We start from the raw sequence: 16,774 nt of genomic DNA, 5'->3' as shown, positions 1-16,774 counted from the left end.
CCGCGGGCCGCCCGGACGACGGCGGCGGCTCCGTGCCGCCCGCGTTCGGCGGACCGGCGCCCGCCGCATCCGCTGCCCCCGAGGGTCCGCAGAAGCGCCGGGCCGGGTTCGGCATCGCCGCCGCGGTCGTCGCGGCCGCGCTCATCGGCGGCGCGTCCGGCGCGGGCATCACCGCGCTCATGAACGACGACGGCGACGACACCGTGCTCCAGTCGAGCACGGGCGAGCGGATCGTCATCAACGACACGGAGTCGGTGAACCAGATCTCGGCGGTCGCCGCAGCGGCGAGCCCGAGCGTCGTCACCATCGCGGTGTCCGGCGGCCAGGGCCAGGGCACGGGATCCGGCGTGATCCTCTCCGAGGACGGCTACGTGCTCACGAACACCCACGTGGTGACGCTCGACGGCGCCACCGGCGACCCGAGCATCCAGGTGCGCACCGACGACGGCCGGCTGTACTCGGCCGAGCTCGTCGGCACCGACCCGCTGAGCGACCTCGCCGTGATCAAGCTCGTCGACGCGTCCGGCCTCAGCCCGATCGAGTTCGCCGACTCCGACGAGCTCAACGTCGGCGACACCGCGATCGCGATCGGCGCACCGCTCGGCCTGTCCGGCACGGTGACCAACGGCATCGTGAGCGCGCTGAACCGCAGCATCGACGTGCAGTCCGCTGCGGCGCCCGAGACGCCCGACGACGGCGGCGAAGGCGAGGGCGAGCAGGGCGAGAGCCCCTTCGACTTCTGGAACTTCGACGTGCCCGGCCAGCAGGGGCAGTCGCAGGGCAGCGGCCTCATCTCGATCCCGGTGATCCAGACGGATGCCGCGATCAACCCCGGCAACTCCGGCGGTGCGCTCCTCGACTCCGAGGGTCGGCTGATCGGCGTCAACGTCGCGATCCTCTCGGCGGGCGGCTCGTCGGGCGAGGCCGGGAACATCGGGGTGGGCTTCGCCGTCCCGTCGAACCTCGCCGAGCGCGTGGCGAACGAGATCATCGAGAACGGTGCGGCCACGCACGGCCTCCTCGGCGCGACCGTCACGTCCGCGCAGGCGGCGGGGGAGGGCTCGACCGTGGGCGCGCTCATCTCCGAGGTCACGCCGGGCGGTGCGGCCGAGGCGGCGGGACTCGAGGCGGGCGATGTCGTCACGGCGCTGAACGGCATCCCCATCACCGACCAGACCGACCTCACCGCGCAGGTCCGGGCGCTCCCCGGCGGCGCCGATGCCGAGCTGACGTACACGCGCGACGGCGAGTCGAGCACGGTCACCGTGACGCTCGGCACCTTCGAGGGCTGATCGCGTCGTCGTCCCTTCGGACGGGGCCCGGACCGCATGCGGTCCGGGCCCCGTCGCGTCCCGGTCGGCGCACCCCCTGCTGCTAGGCTCGATCGACCCAGTGCACGAGTGAGGACCATGCCCGAGCAGCACCATCCGGCGGAGCTGTCGCCGCCGATCGGCGTCTCCTACGTCATGCCCGTGTTGAACGACGCCTCCCATGTGCGCGCGGCCGTCGCGTCGATCCTCGAGCAGGACTACGACGGGCCGGTCGAGGTGCTCATCGCACTGGGCCCGTCGATCGACGGCACGAACGAACTCGTCGCCGACCTCGCCGAGCGCGACGCCCGCGTGCGCGTGCTCGAGAACGCGGTCGGGTCCACGCCCGCCGGCCTCAACATCGGCATCCGCGCGGCCGCTCACCCGGTGGTGGTCCGGGTGGACTCGCACTCGATGCTGCCCGCCGAGTACACGCGCATCGCCGTCGAGACCCTCGTCCGCACCGGCGCCGACAACGTCGGCGGCATCATGGACGCCCGCGGCGAGACGTCGTTCGAGCGCGCGGTCGCGCTCGCCTACACGACCCCCGTCGGCCTCGGCGGGGCCGCGTTCCACGTCGGCGGCCAGGAGGGCCCGGCCGACACCGTCTACCTCGGCGTCTTCCGGCGCAGCGCCCTCGAACGCGTGGGCCTGTTCGACGAGACCATCAAGCGCGGGCAGGACTGGGAGTTGAACCGGCGCCTGCGCGACACCGGCGGAACCGTCTGGTTCACCCCGGAGCTCGCCGTCACCTATCGTCCCCGTTCCACGGTGGAGCGGCTCGCCCGGCAGATGCTCTCGACGGGCCTGTGGCGTGGCGAGCTCGCGCGCCGGTTCCCCGCCGACAACGGCATCCGCTACTTCGTGCCGCCCCTGATGGTGGTCGGCGTCGTCGTCGGAACCCTGCTCGGGATCGGCGGCCTCGTGCAGCTCGCGGTGGGCGCGACCCCGTGGCTGCTCCTCGGCTTCGCCGTGCCGGGCGTGTACCTGCTCTTCGTGCTGCTCGCGGCGCTCGCGTACGCTCGCGGCCGCGGCGCCGGGGTGTTCGGTTGGTTCCTCGTGGTGCTGCCGTGCATCCACGTGTCGTGGGGAACGGGCTTCGTGCTCGGCTACCTCTCGCTCACGAGCAACATCGCGAGCCACACGGGAAGGTGAGCATGACGGAGACTTCGCCGGGCCGCGGGCGGCCGACGAGCATCGCCGAGCTGCGCGCGGTCACGCAGCCGCCCGAGGTGCGCAACCGCCGCAACGCGGAGCACTGGACGGCGTCGCTGTACCTCCGCGACCTCTCGCCGTACCTCACCTGGCTCCTGCTGCGCACGCGCATCTCGGCGAACGGGGTGACGGGGCTCATGATCCTCGTCGGCTGGTCGACCGCAGCGGCGCTACTCATCCCGGGCGTGTGGGGTGCGCTCCTCGCGGTCCTGCTCGGCCAGTTGCAGATGCTCGTCGACTGCTGCGACGGCGAGGTCGCGCGCTGGCGCGGCACGCGGTCGCCCGCCGGGGTGTTCCTCGACAAGGTCGGCCACTACTCGACCGAGGCGCTGATCCCGATCGCGCTCGGCATCCGCGCCGCCGCGTATCCGCTCGAGTTCCCGGCGGACTTCCTGTGGACCACGGTCGGCGCGCTCCTCGCGCTCGTCATCGTGCTGAACAAGGCGCTGAACGACATGGTGCACGTGGCCCGGGCGAACGCCGGGCTGCCGAAGCTCGCCGACACCCACGGCGAGACCGCGCCCCGGGGCGGGCTCATCGCGAAGCTCCGCCGCGCCGCACGCTTCCTCCCGTTCCACCGGCTCTACCACTCGGTCGAGCTCACGCTGATCGCGCTGGCGGCGGCGCTCGTCGGCCTGGTCGCCGGCCAGCCCGAGGTCGACCGCATCGTGGTCCTCGCGCTGCTGCCGCTCGCGACGCTCGCCCTCCTCGGTCACTTCGTCGCGATCATGGCGTCCCGCCGTGTCCGGGCCTGACCTCTCGCCGGTGCCGCGCGTCGGCGTCGTCGTCCTCACGCAGGGGCGGCGCCCGGTCGAGCTCGCGCGCGGCATCCGGAGCGTGCTCGACCAGGCGGGCGTCGCGGTCGACGTCGTGTGCGTCGGCAACGGGTGGGACCCCGCGACCGCCGACCCGCGGCTGCCGGACGAGGTGCGCACCGTGCACCTGCCCGAGAACCTCGGCATCCCGGCCGGACGCAACCGCGGTGTCCCGCACGTCGCGGGCGAGGTGCTGTTCTTCCTCGACGACGACGCGTTCCTGCCGAGCCCGACCTTCCTCGCCGACGGATGCCGCCTCCTGGCCGAGCATCCCGACGTGGGCCTCGTGCAGCCCCGCGTCGTCGACCCGACGGGAAGCACCGCCCCCCGCCGGTGGATCCCGCGGATCCGCAAGGGCGATCCGGCGCACTCGAGCAACGTCTTCTCCTGCTGGGAGGGCGCGGTGCTCATGCCGCGCTCGGCGTTCGACGCGACCGGCGGCTGGGCCGACCCGTTCTTCTACGCGCACGAGGGCATCGAGCTGGCGTGGCGCGTCTGGGACTCGGGCCGACGCGCGTGGTACGCGGGCGACCTCGAGGCCGCGCATCCGGTGATCGATCCGGCGCGACACGCGTACTACTACCGCCTCAATGCACGGAACCGGGTGTGGCTCGCGCGCCGCAACCTGCCCGCGGTGCTCGTGCCGCTCTACGTCGGATCGTGGACGGCCATCCAGGTGCTGCGGTGGGCGCGGCATCCGAAGGCCCTCTCGGCCTGGTTCGCCGGGTGGCGAGCGGGATGGCGCGAGGACCCGGGGCAGCGGCGCCCCATGTCGTGGCGCACCGTGTGGCGGATGACGCTGGCCGGGAGACCGCCCGTCGTGTGAGGCCCGCGAGCGGCGGCTACCCTTGGACGGTGGGTTTGAGGACTGATGCGCGTCGTGCCGTGAAACTCGTCCAGAACGTCGTTCGCTCGCGGAGCGCGCAGCGACGGCTGGCACGGGAACTCGCCGCCCGACCGCCGCTCGAACCGCACCGGTACCGGATCGGCGTCTACTTCGCCGACGGCAAGGTCAACCTCTACCAGCTGCGCCAGTGGTACCAGCCGCTCGCCCGGCTCGCCGAGCGGCACCCGGTGCTCATCCTCAGCCGGGCCTCCGGCGCAGCGCTCCAGCTCCTCGAGGAGTCGCCGCTGCCCGTCGCGTACGTGCGCCGCGTCGCCGACCTCGAACAGGTCATCCACGACCAGGACCTCCACCTGGTGTTCTACGTCAACCAGAACGCCAAGAACTTCCAGATGATGCGGTACGGGCGCCGTTGGCACGTGTTCATCAACCACGGCGAGTCCGACAAGATGTACATGACCACGAACCAGTTCAAGGCGTACGACTACGCGCTGATCGCGGGGGATGCCGCCCGCACCCGCCTCGAGAAGGTCCTCTGGGACTACGACTTCGACAAGCGCGCGATCCCGATCGGCCGACCGCAGGCCGACCACTACCTCGACGGCTCGCCGCTGCCGTACACGCCCGACGACCGCGAGGTGGTGCTGTACGCGCCCACCTGGGAGGGCGACCGGGGAGCGGCGGCGTACGGGTCGATCGCCTCGCACGGCGTCGCGCTCGTGACGAGCCTGCTCGCGACGGGTCGTCACCGGGTGATCTACCGTCCGCACCCGCGGTCGGGAGTCGTCGACCACGAGTACGGCGCCGCCAACCGGGCCATCATCCAGGCGATCGGCGCGGCGAACGCGGCCGACCCGACCGCGCAGCACGTCTTCGACGACGGCCCGGCCCTCGGGTGGCAGCTCGCCGCGGCGGATGTCGCGATCGTCGACATCTCGGCGATGGTCTACGACCGTCTCGCCGCGGGTCGGCCGCTGCTCGTCACGCGACCGGTCAATCCCGAGGCGCAGATCGACACGGGCGGCTACCTGTCGGCGTGCGAGTGGCTCGACGCCGCCGACGGCGAGGCGATGGCGGCGCGCGTCGACGAGGTGGCGCACGACGAGGCGGCGCTCCAGCGGCTGGGGTTCTGGGTCGAGCGGTACTTCGGCGACACGACGCCGGGCGCGACGACCGCGCGATTCCATGCGGCGGTCGACCGACTCATGGCCGAGTGGGAGCGCTTCGCGGCGCTGCACGCCGACGACCCGGAGATCGAGGAGCACGACGCGGAGGGCGAGGTCGCCGAGCGGTCCGACGAGATCGACGTCGACTAGCGGTCGGCTCCGGCCTCGGGCCCGTCGGGTGCGGGTGCGCCGCCCTCGACCTCGGCCTGCTCGTCGTCGCGCCGGCGCCGGCCGATGGCACGTCCGGCCGAGCGGATGCCACGACTCGTCGCCCCGGCCACGGCCGCCCCGATGGACGCCCCGCGTCGCGCCGTCCGCGTGACGGCCGAGACGCCGGCATCCCGCGGCTCGAGTTCCACGGGAAGTATCGCGGGCGCCGCGCCGAACGCGAGCCGGGCGTGCTGGAGCACGCGCCGGCCGAGCACGTGGTTGCCCACGCCGCCGATGGCCGCGCCGATGCCGAACGGGATGGCGCGGCCGATGATGCCGGCGCCCCCGCGGACCGCGAACTGCTTGATGAACTTCCGCCGCAGCCGGTCGACGACCTGGCCCATCACGGCCTTGGGCAGGCTGCTCGTGATGATCTCGCCCCAGTAGGCGTCCCGGCTCACGCCGCCGCCGACGGCCCGGGCGGCGAACTGCTTGACCAGGTCGACGCCCTCGCGGCCCATCATGAGGGTCATGACGAGCGCGCGCGCGCGGTCGGGGTTCTCGACGTGCAGGCCGTGCACCTCGGCCACCGACTGCGCGAACAGCGCCGTCGCCTCGAGGAATGCGGCGGTCTCGACCCCCGAGAGCGCGAGCGTGACGCCCGTGCCGATGCCGGGCACCACGGCGGTCGCGCCGACGGCGGCACCGCCCGTCGTCACCGCGGTGAGGTAGCGGCGCTCCAGGATGCGCACGATCTCGTCGGGCGTCGCGTGCGGGTGGTTGCGCCGGATGGTGCGCAGGTGCGCGAGCACCACGGGACGCTGGATCGAGATGAGCCGGTCGAGCCCGCGCTCGAGCCCCTCGGCCCGGTTCGCGGCATCCGGCTGCTGGTGCCCCGCGCTCGCGAAGGCGGGGTCGTCGGGCACCTCGGTGCCCGCCTCACGCGGGGCGCCGGGACCCATCGAGGTGATGCGGTGCACTCGGTCGGACATGGCGAGCATCCTAGGACGCCATCGTGGGAACCCGCCGCAGGATCGCAGGGCTTGACGATGCCGGTCAGCGTGTGCCGTAGTCGGCGTTGTACCGGTCGATGACCTCGTCGATGCCCGCGTCGAGCACCAGGCGGCCCTTGTCGAGGTACAGTCCGCGGGTGCAGAAGCGGCGCAGGTCGCGTTCGTTGTGCGAGACGAAGAACAGCGTGCGGCCGCTCTCGAGCAGTTCCTCGATGCGCCGGTAGCACTTCTCGCGGAACGCCTTGTCGCCGACGGCGAGGACCTCGTCGACGAGGAGGATCGGCTCGTCGAGCTGGGACACCACGGCGAAGGCCACGCGGACCTTCATGCCGCTGGACAGGTGCTTGTACGGGGTGTCGAGGAAGTCGGCGATCTCGGCGAAGTCGATGATCTCGTCGAACTTCGCGTCGATCTGCGCCCGGTTCATGCCGTGGAGCCCGGCGGTGAGGTAGACGTTGTCGCGCACCGTGAGGTCGTCGACGAATCCGCCCGTGATCTCGATGAGAGGGGCCACCCCGCCGTTGACGACGACCTCGCCCTCATCGGGGATCAGCACGCCCGCGACGAGCTTCAGGAGCGTCGACTTGCCCTGGCCGTTGCGGCCGACCACGCCGATCGCCTCGCCGGGCAGCACGTCGACGCTGAGTCCGCGGAGCGGCCAGAACTCGTCCGGCCGGATCTTCCGACGGCTGCGGGAGAAGAGGTCCTTGAAGGTGCGCCGGCCCCGGCGGTTGCGGCGGAAGCGGATGCCGAGGTCGATGGTGCGGATGGCGGCGTCGGTCATCAGATCTCCTTCAGCACCTGACGCTCGGCGTTGCGGAACACCCACAGTCCGACGGCGAGGAACGCCGCCGACATGGCCGCCGCGACGCCCACGGCGAACCAGTCGAGCTCACCGGGGAAGAAGCCCGCCCGGTAGAGGCTGAAGATGCCCGTGAGCGGGTTGAACGCGGCCCAGAAGTGGAGCGGCTCGGGCAGGTTCGAGATGCCGTAGATGATGGGGGAGGCGTAGAAGAGGAACCGCAGCACGAGCTTCGTCGCACGCTCGAGGTCGCGGAAGAACACCACCAGCGGGGCGACGATCATGCCGATGCCGGCGGTGAGCGCCGCCTGCAGCACGATCGCAAGCGGGAAGTACGCGAGTTCCCAGCCGACCCGGGCGCCGCCGAAGATCGCGAACAGCGCCAGCACGGGCAGGGCGAGCACGAACTCGATGCCCTTCGAGAGCACGATGCGGTTGACCCAGATGGTCCGCGGCAGCTTGGTCGACCGCACGAGCTTGGCGTCCTTCAGGAACGCCCGCGTCGAGTCGGACACGGCGCCGTTGAACCACATCCAGGGCAGGAGGCCGGCCAGCAGGAACACGATGTACGGCTCGGTGCCGACCAGTCGCTGGAAGACCTGGGTGAAGACGAACCAGTAGATCGCCGCCATCACCAGCGGGTCGAGGATCGACCACAGGTAGCCGAGCGCCGACGTGGTGTACCGCACCTTCAGGTCGCGCGTGGTCAGCAACCAGAGCGAGTGACGGTACTCCGACCACCGCGTCCGCGAGAACGGATGCGAGTCGGCGTAGCTCATGGCTCTCATCGTAGAGGCCCCGCGCACGGCTCCCGAACCGCGCGGGCGGGCCCCGACATGCGAGAAGCGGATGCCACGTGGCATCCGCTTCTCACGCTGTCGGTGGGGCGCAGGTCACACGAAGTGGTTGGCCCGCTCGAGGTCCTCGGCGAAGTCGATCTCGACCGCGTAGAGGTCGGAGACGTCCATCGGCTCGACGAGCATGCCGTTCTGCTCGATCGCGAGCTCGATGCCGCGCTCGAAGTAGTCCTGGTCGCCGACGCGCTGGAGGTGGGCGAGCAGCGTCGCCTTGTCGCGGCTGGAGATGTAGTTGATGCCCACGGCCTCGCCGAGCCCGCCCTTGACGGTCTTGGAGAGTTCCTTGATGTAGCCCTCGGCGCTCGTGGTGTACTTCACCTCTTCGTCGGACACCTTCGCGGTGTTCACGGTGACGAACGACTGGTCGCGCGCGATGAACGGCAGCGCCCGGTCGAGGATGCGCGGGTCGAAGACGACGTCGCCGTTCATCCAGAGCACGCCGCCGGGCTGCGATGCCTGCAGCGCGCGCATGAGCGACTTCGAGGTGTTCGTCTGGTCGTACTCCTCGTTGTAGACGAAGGACGCCTGCGGGAACGCCTCGATGATGTGCTCGAGCTTGTAGCCGACGACGATGGTGACCGCGGCGTTCCGACCGAACGCGTGCTCGATGTTGTCGAACTGCTGGCGCATGATCGTGCGGCCGTCGCTGAGCTCGGTGAGCGGCTTGGGGAGGCTTCGCCCGAGCCGGCTCCCCATGCCGGCTGCGAGGATCACGATCTGGGTGGTCACTGCATCTCCTTCATCGGTCGGATGAAGCGGCGCGCCGTGTCACGACGAGTTCGCCAGGAGTTCATCCGGAAGTTGTTGGGTGGACACGCCGTTATGCCGATCCTCAGGATACCGGGTCGGACCGTTCGAGCCCTACCCCTTGCGCCCGTCGTGGCGGTTTCGTGATGTGACGCCCAGCCGTTGCCCAGTTTCATGGCCCGAAACCCGGCGCGGCGTGCAGGGGATTCGGAGGCGGGGACGACGCGACTTGGTAGGTTGTCGTGGTGACTTCCGTTTCGCGATCAGGCCCTGACGACGAGACTCCCGAAGGCACCGGCACGGGGGTGTCCGCCGATCGGGGGGCGTCCGTCGCGCCCGAGACCACGGATGCCGCGGCGAGCCCGGCGCGTCCCGTGAAGGCGAAGCCCGCAGCCAAGCCGAGGTCGTCGGCGGCGCGGTCGTCGTCGGCCCGCACGAAGGCGTCGACGACGTCGAAGCCGGCAGCGAAGACGAGCACCGCGAAGTCGGCGAGCACGAAGACGACCGCGGCGAAGGCGGATGACGCCCCGAAGGCGGATGACGCGAGCGGCGCCGACGCCGCGCCGAAGCCCGCCCGCAAGCCCGCCGCCCGCCGCTCGAACCCGACCGCGGCCAAGGCACCGGCGCCCGTGGAGGCTGGTCCCGCGGACTCCGACGCGACCGAGGCCGCCTCCGCGGCTCCCGGTGACGCCGCGACGTCGGCGGCGGCGCCCGCGTCTGCCGCGGCGAAGACCACCGCGGCCCGCAAGCCCGCAGCCCGCAAGCCCGCGGCCCGCAAGCCATCGTCGCGATCGACGGCCGCGCCCGCCGAGGTCGAGCCCGAGGCGGTCGACGCCTCGCCCGAGGAACCGACCGAGGCCGCCGCGTCGAAGCGCAGCGCCGCATCGCGGTCGGCGTCGTCGTCGGCCGCAGCGAAGCGCACGGCCGCCGCGAAGAACGCCCGGACGCCCTCCATCTCGCTCGCCCAGGCGAAGGAGCGCGCGGCGGACGCGCGGAAGAAGGCCGTCGCCCGCCAGCGCGTGGCTGCCGCGATGACCACCGACACCACCGAGGCCGAGCGCCCGCCGCGCCGTTCTGATGACTCGGTCGCGCCGGCGAAGGCCGATCCGGCACCGGTGGCGGAGGAGGCACCGGTCGTCGAGGCGCCCGTCGCCGAGGAGCCGGTCGTCGAGGCGCCCGCTGAGGACGTCGTCGTCGAGGAGCCCGAGGCCGGCAGGTCGGTCGCCGAGGAGTCCCTGGCCGAGGAGCCCGCGGCAGCCGAGCCGGTGGTCGAGGAGCCGGTGGCGGAGGAGCCGGCGGCCGAGCCCGTCGAGGCGCCGTCGGAGGTCGACGACGACGCTCGTGCCGTGGGCGACGAGCGCGGCGTCGCCGTGATCCCGGTCGGCTCGTCGAAGCCCGCTCCGCGCAAGAAGCGCACCCTGCGGGTGGCCCGTCCGGCTCCGGAGGCCGCGTCGCGCGTCCTCGCGATCGACGGACTCGTGAAGCGCTACGGCGACACCACCGCCGTCGACGCGATCAGCCTCGAGGTGCGCGCCGGGTCGTTCTACGGCATCGTCGGGCCGAACGGCGCCGGCAAGACCACCACGCTCTCGATGGTCACGGGCCTGCTCCGGCCGGACGCCGGCACGGTGCACATCAACGACATCGACGTGTGGAAGGATCCGCGTGCGGCCAAGCGCGCGACGGGCGTGCTGCCCGACCGGCTCCGACTGTTCGATCGCCTGACCGGTTCCGAGCTCCTCTACTACTCCGGCTCGCTGCGCGGACTCGACCATGCGACCGTGCTCGACCGCAGCGCCGACCTCGCGACCGCGTTCGGCCTCGAGGACGCCCTGGACCGCCTCGTCGCCGACTACTCCGCCGGCATGACGAAGAAGATCGCCTTGGCCTGCGCCATGATCCACTCGCCGCGGCTGCTCGTGCTCGACGAGCCGTTCGAGTCCGTCGATCCCGTCTCGGCGGCGAACCTCACCGACATCCTCGAGCGCTACGTGGCAGGCGGCGGCACGGTCCTGCTGTCGAGCCACAGCATGGACCTCATCGAGCGCGTCTGCGACTCGGCGGCGATCATCGTCGGCGGTCGGGTGCTCGCATCCGGACCGCTCGACGAGGTGCGCCAGGGGCAGACCCTCGAGGACCGCTTCGTCGAGCTCGCCGGCGGACGCAAGGCAGCGGAGGGGCTGGAATGGTTGCACAGTTTCTCCGACTGAAGCTCCGGCTGCTGCGGAACATCTTCCGACGCAGCCCCTGGCAGGTCGTCGGCATCACGGTGGGCCTCGTCTACGGACTCGGCGCCGCCATCGTCGTGTTCCTCCTGCTGTCCGGACTCCGCGGCAGCGATGACGTGACCCTCGTGCGCGACGTGCTCGTGGTCGCGGGCTCGGCCGTCGTCGTCGGATTCCTGCTCGTGCCGCTCGTCTTCGGCGTCGACGACACGATGGACCCGCGCCGGTTCGCGCTCTTCGGCCTGCCCGACCGCACGCTCGCGCTGGGGCTCGCGATCGCCGCGACCGTCGGGGTGCCCGCGTTCGCGCTCGCCATCGCCCTCCTCGGCACGGTGGTGACCTGGTCCCGCGGGATCCCCGAGACGCTGCTCGCGATCATCGCGGCCGCCCTCGCCTTCGCGACATGCCTGCTCGCGGCGCGCCTCACGGCCGGGCTCGGCGGACTCCTCCTCGAGACCCGCCGCGCGCGCGAGGTGGGCGGCGTCATCGGCGTGCTCCTCGTCGTGATGGCCGCGCCCGTCGTCGTCGCGCTCGCGACCGTCGACTGGGCCTCCTCCGGCCGGAGCGCGCTCGCGGCGATCGGCGGCATCCTGTCGTGGACCCCGCTGGGCGCGGCCTTCGCCGTGCCCGGCGACGCCGCGGCGGGCGAGTGGGGTCCGGCCATCCTGAAGCTCGTCATCGCCGCGGCGACGGTGTGGCTCGCCTGGCGCGCGTGGGAGCGACTGGTCGCCCACATGCTCGTGACCCCCGGCCGCGAGGCCGCGCCGCGGTCGTACCACGGGCTGGGGTGGTTCGGCCGGATGCCGCACGGCGCCACGGGCGCCATCGCGGCGCGCAGCATCACCTACTGGTTCCGCGACGCCCGCTACTGGGTGGCGCTCGTCATGGTGCCGGTCACCCCGCTGCTCGTGATCGTCCCGCTGGCCATCGCCGGCGTGCCCGCCACCTACCTCGGGCTCATCCCCGTGCCGCTCATCTGCCTGCTGCTGGGCTGGAGCCTGCACAACGACACCGCGTACGACAGCACCGCCGTCTGGCTCCACGTGGCCTCCGGTGTTCGCGGCGTGGCCGACCGCATCGGCCGCCTCGTGCCCGTGCTCATCTCCGGCGTCCTCGTCATCGGCCTCGGCAGTGCGGTGACCGTGTTCGTCATCAACGACTGGCGGCTGCTGCCGTCGCTGCTCGGCGTCAGCACCGCGCTCCTGCTCGCCGGGCTCGGCATCGGCTCGATCACGTCCGCGGCGCTGCCGTACCCGGTCGTGAAGCCGGGTGACAGCCCGTTCCAGCAGCCGCAGTCCAGCGGCACCGTCACCGCCCTCGTGCAGTCCGTCACGATGCTCGGCACCGTGCTGGTCGCGGCGCCCGCGATCGTGTTCGCCGGCCTCGGGATCTTCCTCGACCCCGCCTGGCATGCGGCGTCGCTCGCATCGGGCGTCGGCCTCGGACTCATCGTGCTCGTGCTCGGCGTCCTCGTCGGCGGCCGCGTGTTCAACCGCCGCGCCCCCGAGATTCTCCAGGCCGCCGTCCGCGCCTGAGTCGCGCGTAGAATCGAGCGCATGATCCGTCCCGTGCAGGCGAGCATCGCCGACCCCGACGCACCCGGCGGCGGCACTACGGTGCTCGACCGCGAACTCGAGAAGCTCCTCGAAGAGGAGGCCATCGAACCCGGCGACCACGAGCGGTTCTCGCACTACGTGAAGAAGGACCAGATCCTCGAGTCGGCGCTCACCGGCAAGCCCGTCAAGGCGCTCTGCGGCAAGAAGTGGACGCCGGGCCGCGACCCGGAGAAGTTCCCGGTCTGCCCGACGTGCAAGGAGATCTACGAGCGGCTGAAGCAGGGCTGACCCGCTCGCCGTCCGGGGGCGGGGAGCCCGCGGGCCTCAGCGGTAGGAGGTGGGGATGACCGCCTCGCCGCGGCCGAGCCGGAACGCCTCGATGGGCAGCTCCTGCATGACCTCGGCCCGGTGGGCGCGTGCGGCCTGCACGCCCGCGTGGCCCGTGTACGCGGCATCCGCTCGACCCTCGCGCATGAGCGGCACCATGAGCGGCCGCAGCGAGTCGTCGTCGGCGAACTCCGCCTCGCCCCCGGGTCCGTCGCCGACGAAGACGAGCTCCTCGCGCGCCGTGCGCGTGCGATCGAGTCGACGGGCGGCGTTCTTGCGCCCGCCGATGCTGAGCTTGTTCGTGGACGCCTTCGCGACGTCGACCCATTCGCCGTCGTCGCCGCGCCGGGCGACGAGCTTGAACACCATGCCGGCCGCCGGGAAGCCCGAGCCGGTCACGACCGACGTGCCCACCCCGTACGCGTCGACCGGCGCCCCCGAGAGGGCCGCGATCGTGTACTCGTCCAAGTCGCTCGTGACGGTGATGCGGGTCCGCACGGCGCCGAGCGAGTCGAGCTGCTCGCGCACCGCCGCGACCACGGTCGGGAGGTCGCCCGAGTCGATGCGCACCGCGCCGAGCTCGGTGCCCGCGACCCGGATCGCCGTCTCGACGCCGCGCTCGATGTCGTACGTGTCGACGAGGAGCGTGGTGCCGGGGCCCAGGGCCTCGACCTGAGCGCGGAACGCCGCCTCCTCGCTGTCGTGCAGGAGCGTGAACGCGTGCGCCGCGGTGCCCATCGTCGGGATGCCCCAGCTGCGGCCGGCCTCCAGGTTGCTCGTGGCGTCGAAGCCGGCGATGTAGGCGGCGCGCGCGGCGGCGATCGCCGAGCCCTCGTTGGTTCGCCGCGACCCCATCTCGGCGATCGGTCGGCCGAGCGCCACCGACACCATGCGCGCGGCGGCGCTCGCGACCGACGAGTCGTAGTTCAGCACCGACAGCACGACGGTCTCGAGCATGACGGCCTCGGCGAACGACGCGCGGATCGTCAGGAGCGGGGAGCCCGGGAAGTACGCCTCGCCCTCGCGGTAGCCCCAGATGTCGCCGCTGAACCGGTAGTCGGCCAGCCAGTCGAGCGTCTCGTCGCGCACCACGTGCTGCTCGCGCAGGAACTCGAGCTCCTCGTCGCCGAAGCGGAACCGCTCGATGAGCTCGAGCAGCCGCCCGGTGCCGGCGACCACGCCGTAGCGGCGACCCTCCGGCAGGCGGCGCGCGAACGCCTCGAACAGGCTCTCGCGGTGGGCGGTGCCGTCGAGCAGCGCGGCATCCACCATCGTCAGCTCGTAGCGGTCGGTGAACAGCGCAGCAGACCCGGTCGTCACGCGCCCAGCCTAGCCCCGGGGCGAGCGGATGCCGCGGGGCGGCGATGCGCGTCACGCGGGCCGGCGGGCAGCCGCGGCATCCGCTCATCTAGGCTGGGTACCCGTGACGGACGCACCAATCGGGATCTTCGACTCGGGCGTCGGCGGACTCACCGTTGCCCGCGCCGTTCGCGATCAGCTCCCGAACGAGGCGATCCTCTACGTCGGCGACCTCGAGCACTCGCCGTACGGGCCGAAGCCCATCGCCGACGTGCGCCGGTACGCGCTCGCGGTGCTCGACGACCTCGTCGCGCAGGGCGTGAAGATGCTCGTGATCGCGTGCAACACCGCATCGTCGGCCATGCTGCGCGATGCGCGCGAACGGTACGACGTGCCCGTGGTCGAGGTGATCCAGCCCGCGGTGCGGCGCGCGGTCGCCGCGACCCGCACTGGCCGAGTCGGCGTCATCGGCACCGCCGGCACGATCCAGTCGCGCGCCTACGACGACGCGTTCGCCGCGGCGCCGCACCTCGAGCTGACCTCGGCCGCCTGCCCGCGGTTCGTCGAGTTCGTCGAGGCGGGGGTCACGACCGGGCCCGAGGTGCTCGCCGTCGCCGAGGAGTACCTCGCGCCGCTCCGCTCGGCCGACGTCGACACCGTGGTGCTCGGCTGCACGCACTACCCGTTCCTCAAGGGTGCGATCTCGTACGTCATGGGCGACGGCGTCTCGCTCGTCTCGAGCGACGTCGAGACCGCCAACGACGTCTACCGCGTGCTCGTCTCGCAGGGTCTCGAACGTCGCGCTCCGACCCCGCCCGTGCACCGCTTCGAGGCGACCGGCGGGTCGAGCGCCGCCTTCCTCGACCTCGCGCACCGACTCATCGGCCCCGACATCTCGAGCGTCGAGCTCGTGCAGACGGGCGCCCTCACCCTTCCAGGCCTCCGCGACCGCGGTCCGGCCGGCCACACCGCATCCGTCACCGACAGGAGAACCACGTGACCGAGCACTCCCACCCCGACCTGGTGCGCGCCGACGGCCGCACGCCCGACGCCCTCCGCGAGGTCGTCATCGAGCGCGGCTGGAGCGCCCACGCCGAGGGCAGCGCCCTCATCTCGTTCGGGCAGACCAAGGTGCTCTGCACCGCGAGCTTCACCAACGGCGTGCCCCGCTGGATGACCGGCAAGGGCACGGGCTGGGTCACCGCGGAGTACGCGATGCTGCCCCGGTCGACGAACACCCGCAACGACCGCGAATCGGTCAAGGGCCGCATCGGCGGGCGCACGCACGAGATCAGCCGACTGATCGGCCGAAGCCTCCGCGCGGTCGTCGACACGAAGGCGCTCGGCGAGAACACCATCCAGATCGACTGCGACGTGCTGCAGGCCGACGGCGGCACGCGCACCGCCGCGATCACGGGCGCCTACGTGGCCCTCGCCGATGCCATCGAGTGGGCCCGCGGCAAGCGGTTCATCGCGCAGAAGGCGACCCCGCTCATCGACACGGTCGCCGCCGTGTCGGTCGGCATCATCGACGGCACCCCGATGCTCGACCTCGCCTACGTCGAGGACGTGCGCGCCGAGACCGACATGAACGTCGTCGCGACCGGGCGCGGGCTGTTCGTCGAGGTGCAGGGCACCGCCGAGGGCGCGCCGTTCGACCGCCGCGAACTCGACGCGCTGCTCGACCTCGCACTCGCCGGCACCGCCGACCTCGCCGCCGCCCAGCGGCACGCGCTCGACGCGGCCCTGCCGGGCCGGGGCGAGTGACCGGGGGCGAACGGATGCCGCAGCCGCTCGAGATCGTCCTCGCCACCCACAACGCCCACAAGGTCGAGGAGTTCCAGCACATCCTCGGCGAGCACGTGCCGGGCGTGACCGTCCTGCCCTACGACGGGCCGGAGCCCGTCGAGGACGGCACGTCGTTCGACGACAACGCCTTCATCAAGGCGCGGGCTGCGGCATCCCATACCGGGCGCATCGCGCTGGCCGACGACTCGGGCATCGCGGTCGACGTGATGGGCGGGGCGCCGGGCATCTTCTCGGCGCGCTGGGCCGGACCGGGTCGCGGCGCCGAGGCCAACCTCGAGCTGCTCCTGGCGCAGCTGTCCGACATCCGCGACCCGCACCGCACGGCGCACTTCCACTGCACGATCGCGCTCGTGGTTCCGGATGCCGCGGGCGGGGCGCCCTACGAGTTCGCCGCCGTCGGCACGTGGCCGGGCCGGATCGCCACCGAGCGCGCCGGGGTCAACGGCTTCGGCTACGACCCGATCTTCGTGCCCGACGGCTTCGACGTGTCGGCCGCGGAGCTCGCACCCGAGGTGAAGAACCGGCACAGCCACCGCGCCCGCGCGTTCGCGGCGCTGCTGCCCGAGCTCGAGCGGATCGCGGCCGCGCGTCGCGACTGACGCGGGGGAGCGCCGCCCGAGAACGGCTCTCATTCCCATC

The 16,774-nt window shown here is 72.3% G+C and carries 16 protein-coding genes; 11 read left to right on the top strand and 5 right to left on the bottom strand.

Translation table 11 applies throughout. The features are described from left to right. The 5 genes from AVP42_RS14025 to AVP42_RS14005 form a co-directional block, all read left to right on the top strand. Positions 1–1,292 (top strand): S1C family serine protease (locus AVP42_RS14025; RefSeq protein WP_157356852.1); only part of this gene is annotated, 1,292 nt, incomplete at its 5' end. 117 nt (positions 1,293–1,409) lie between these two features. Beyond that, on the top strand, positions 1,410–2,465 hold the full coding sequence (locus AVP42_RS14020; RefSeq protein WP_067950093.1) for a glycosyltransferase family 2 protein: 1,056 nt from the start codon (positions 1,410–1,412) through the stop codon (positions 2,463–2,465). A gap of 2 nt (positions 2,466–2,467) precedes the next feature. Then, positions 2,468–3,280: a CDP-alcohol phosphatidyltransferase family protein gene (locus AVP42_RS14015; RefSeq protein WP_067950091.1), complete on the top strand. Its 813-nt coding sequence runs from the start codon at positions 2,468–2,470 to the stop codon at positions 3,278–3,280. Next, positions 3,267–4,166, top strand: a complete 900-nt coding sequence (locus AVP42_RS14010) for a glycosyltransferase family 2 protein (protein WP_067950089.1) — start codon at positions 3,267–3,269, stop codon at positions 4,164–4,166. The genes AVP42_RS14015 and AVP42_RS14010 overlap by 14 nt, the downstream gene beginning before the upstream one ends. A 29-nt stretch (positions 4,167–4,195) precedes the next feature. Beyond that, positions 4,196–5,500, top strand: coding sequence for a hypothetical protein (locus tag AVP42_RS14005; protein WP_067950087.1), 1,305 nt, complete (start codon positions 4,196–4,198; stop codon positions 5,498–5,500). On the opposite strand, the gene AVP42_RS14000 is transcribed toward AVP42_RS14005, so the two are convergent. The 4 genes from AVP42_RS14000 to AVP42_RS13985 form a co-directional block, all read right to left on the bottom strand. Next, positions 5,497–6,492, bottom strand: a complete 996-nt coding sequence (locus tag AVP42_RS14000; protein ID WP_067950085.1) for a hypothetical protein — start codon at positions 6,490–6,492, stop codon at positions 5,497–5,499. The two genes, AVP42_RS14005 and AVP42_RS14000, sit on opposite strands and share 4 nt — an antisense overlap. A gap of 64 nt (positions 6,493–6,556) precedes the next feature. Further along, the gene (locus tag AVP42_RS13995; RefSeq protein ID WP_067950083.1) at positions 6,557–7,297 is read right to left on the bottom strand and encodes an ABC transporter ATP-binding protein; all 741 of its coding nucleotides are present in this window, start codon (positions 7,295–7,297) and stop codon (positions 6,557–6,559) included. Then, positions 7,297–8,094 carry an ABC transporter permease gene (locus AVP42_RS13990; protein WP_067950081.1) on the bottom strand — a complete coding sequence of 266 codons (798 nt, stop codon included), beginning with the start codon at positions 8,092–8,094 and terminating at the stop codon, positions 7,297–7,299. Before AVP42_RS13990 ends, AVP42_RS13995 begins: the two co-directional genes overlap by 1 nt. A 114-nt stretch (positions 8,095–8,208) precedes the next feature. Further along, positions 8,209–8,901, bottom strand: coding sequence for an NTP transferase domain-containing protein (locus AVP42_RS13985; protein ID WP_067950079.1), 693 nt, complete (start codon positions 8,899–8,901; stop codon positions 8,209–8,211). Positions 8,902–9,224: 323 nt separating this feature from the next. Between AVP42_RS13985 and AVP42_RS16950 the strand changes: the two genes are divergently transcribed. The 3 genes from AVP42_RS16950 to AVP42_RS13970 are packed head-to-tail and all read left to right on the top strand — an operon-like array spanning position 9,225 to position 12,988. Next, complete coding sequence (locus AVP42_RS16950; RefSeq protein WP_231878640.1) at positions 9,225–11,129, top strand: ABC transporter ATP-binding protein; 1,905 nt, start codon at positions 9,225–9,227, stop codon at positions 11,127–11,129. Further along, the gene (locus AVP42_RS13975) at positions 11,105–12,679 is read left to right on the top strand and encodes a hypothetical protein (protein WP_231878639.1); all 1,575 of its coding nucleotides are present in this window, start codon (positions 11,105–11,107) and stop codon (positions 12,677–12,679) included. Before AVP42_RS16950 ends, AVP42_RS13975 begins: the two co-directional genes overlap by 25 nt. 21 nt (positions 12,680–12,700) lie before the next feature. Then, the gene (locus AVP42_RS13970) at positions 12,701–12,988 is read left to right on the top strand and encodes a DUF3039 domain-containing protein (RefSeq protein ID WP_067950077.1); all 288 of its coding nucleotides are present in this window, start codon (positions 12,701–12,703) and stop codon (positions 12,986–12,988) included. A gap of 36 nt (positions 12,989–13,024) precedes the next feature. Here the strand turns inward: AVP42_RS13970 and AVP42_RS13965 are convergent, their stop codons facing one another. After that, positions 13,025–14,347, bottom strand: coding sequence for a nicotinate phosphoribosyltransferase (locus AVP42_RS13965; protein WP_255361492.1), 1,323 nt, complete (start codon positions 14,345–14,347; stop codon positions 13,025–13,027). Positions 14,348–14,450: 103 nt separating this feature from the next. Here AVP42_RS13965 and murI point away from each other — a divergent pair, with 103 nt between their 5' ends. The 3 genes from murI to rdgB are packed head-to-tail and all read left to right on the top strand — an operon-like array spanning position 14,451 to position 16,734. Further along, complete coding sequence (gene murI / locus AVP42_RS13960; RefSeq protein ID WP_067950075.1) at positions 14,451–15,326, top strand: glutamate racemase; 876 nt, start codon at positions 14,451–14,453, stop codon at positions 15,324–15,326. Beyond that, entirely contained in the window at positions 15,323–16,093 is a 771-nt protein-coding gene (gene rph / locus AVP42_RS13955; RefSeq protein WP_067950073.1) for a ribonuclease PH, read from the top strand. Before murI ends, rph begins: the two co-directional genes overlap by 4 nt. Before the next feature lie 14 nt (positions 16,094–16,107). Then, complete coding sequence (rdgB, locus tag AVP42_RS13950) at positions 16,108–16,734, top strand: RdgB/HAM1 family non-canonical purine NTP pyrophosphatase (RefSeq protein ID WP_067950103.1); 627 nt, start codon at positions 16,108–16,110, stop codon at positions 16,732–16,734. The last annotated feature ends 40 nt before the right edge of the window (positions 16,735–16,774 follow it).

This window comes from Agromyces sp. NDB4Y10 (assembly GCF_001620055.1).
Lineage (GTDB): Bacteria > Actinomycetota > Actinomycetes > Actinomycetales > Microbacteriaceae > Agromyces > Agromyces indicus.
The sequence above is the reverse complement of the archived record's forward strand: the minus strand, read 5'-3'. Positions and strand labels throughout refer to the sequence as shown.

Excerpts from the sequence above, each read along its gene's own strand:
- AVP42_RS14020 (WP_067950093.1), top strand. The coding sequence starts at position 1,410 with ATGCCCGAGCAGCACCATCCGGCGGAGCTGTCGCCGCCGATCGGCGTC.
- AVP42_RS14015 (WP_067950091.1), top strand. The coding sequence starts at position 2,468 with ATGACGGAGACTTCGCCGGGCCGCGGGCGGCCGACGAGCATCGCCGAG.
- AVP42_RS14000 (WP_067950085.1), bottom strand. The coding sequence starts at position 6,492 with ATGTCCGACCGAGTGCACCGCATCACCTCGATGGGTCCCGGCGCCCCG.
- AVP42_RS13995 (WP_067950083.1), bottom strand. The coding sequence starts at position 7,297 with ATGACCGACGCCGCCATCCGCACCATCGACCTCGGCATCCGCTTCCGC.
- AVP42_RS13990 (WP_067950081.1), bottom strand. The coding sequence starts at position 8,094 with ATGAGCTACGCCGACTCGCATCCGTTCTCGCGGACGCGGTGGTCGGAG.
- AVP42_RS13975 (WP_231878639.1), top strand. The coding sequence starts at position 11,105 with ATGGTTGCACAGTTTCTCCGACTGAAGCTCCGGCTGCTGCGGAACATC.
- AVP42_RS13970 (WP_067950077.1), top strand. The coding sequence starts at position 12,701 with ATGATCCGTCCCGTGCAGGCGAGCATCGCCGACCCCGACGCACCCGGC.
- rdgB (WP_067950103.1), top strand. The coding sequence starts at position 16,108 with ATGCCGCAGCCGCTCGAGATCGTCCTCGCCACCCACAACGCCCACAAG.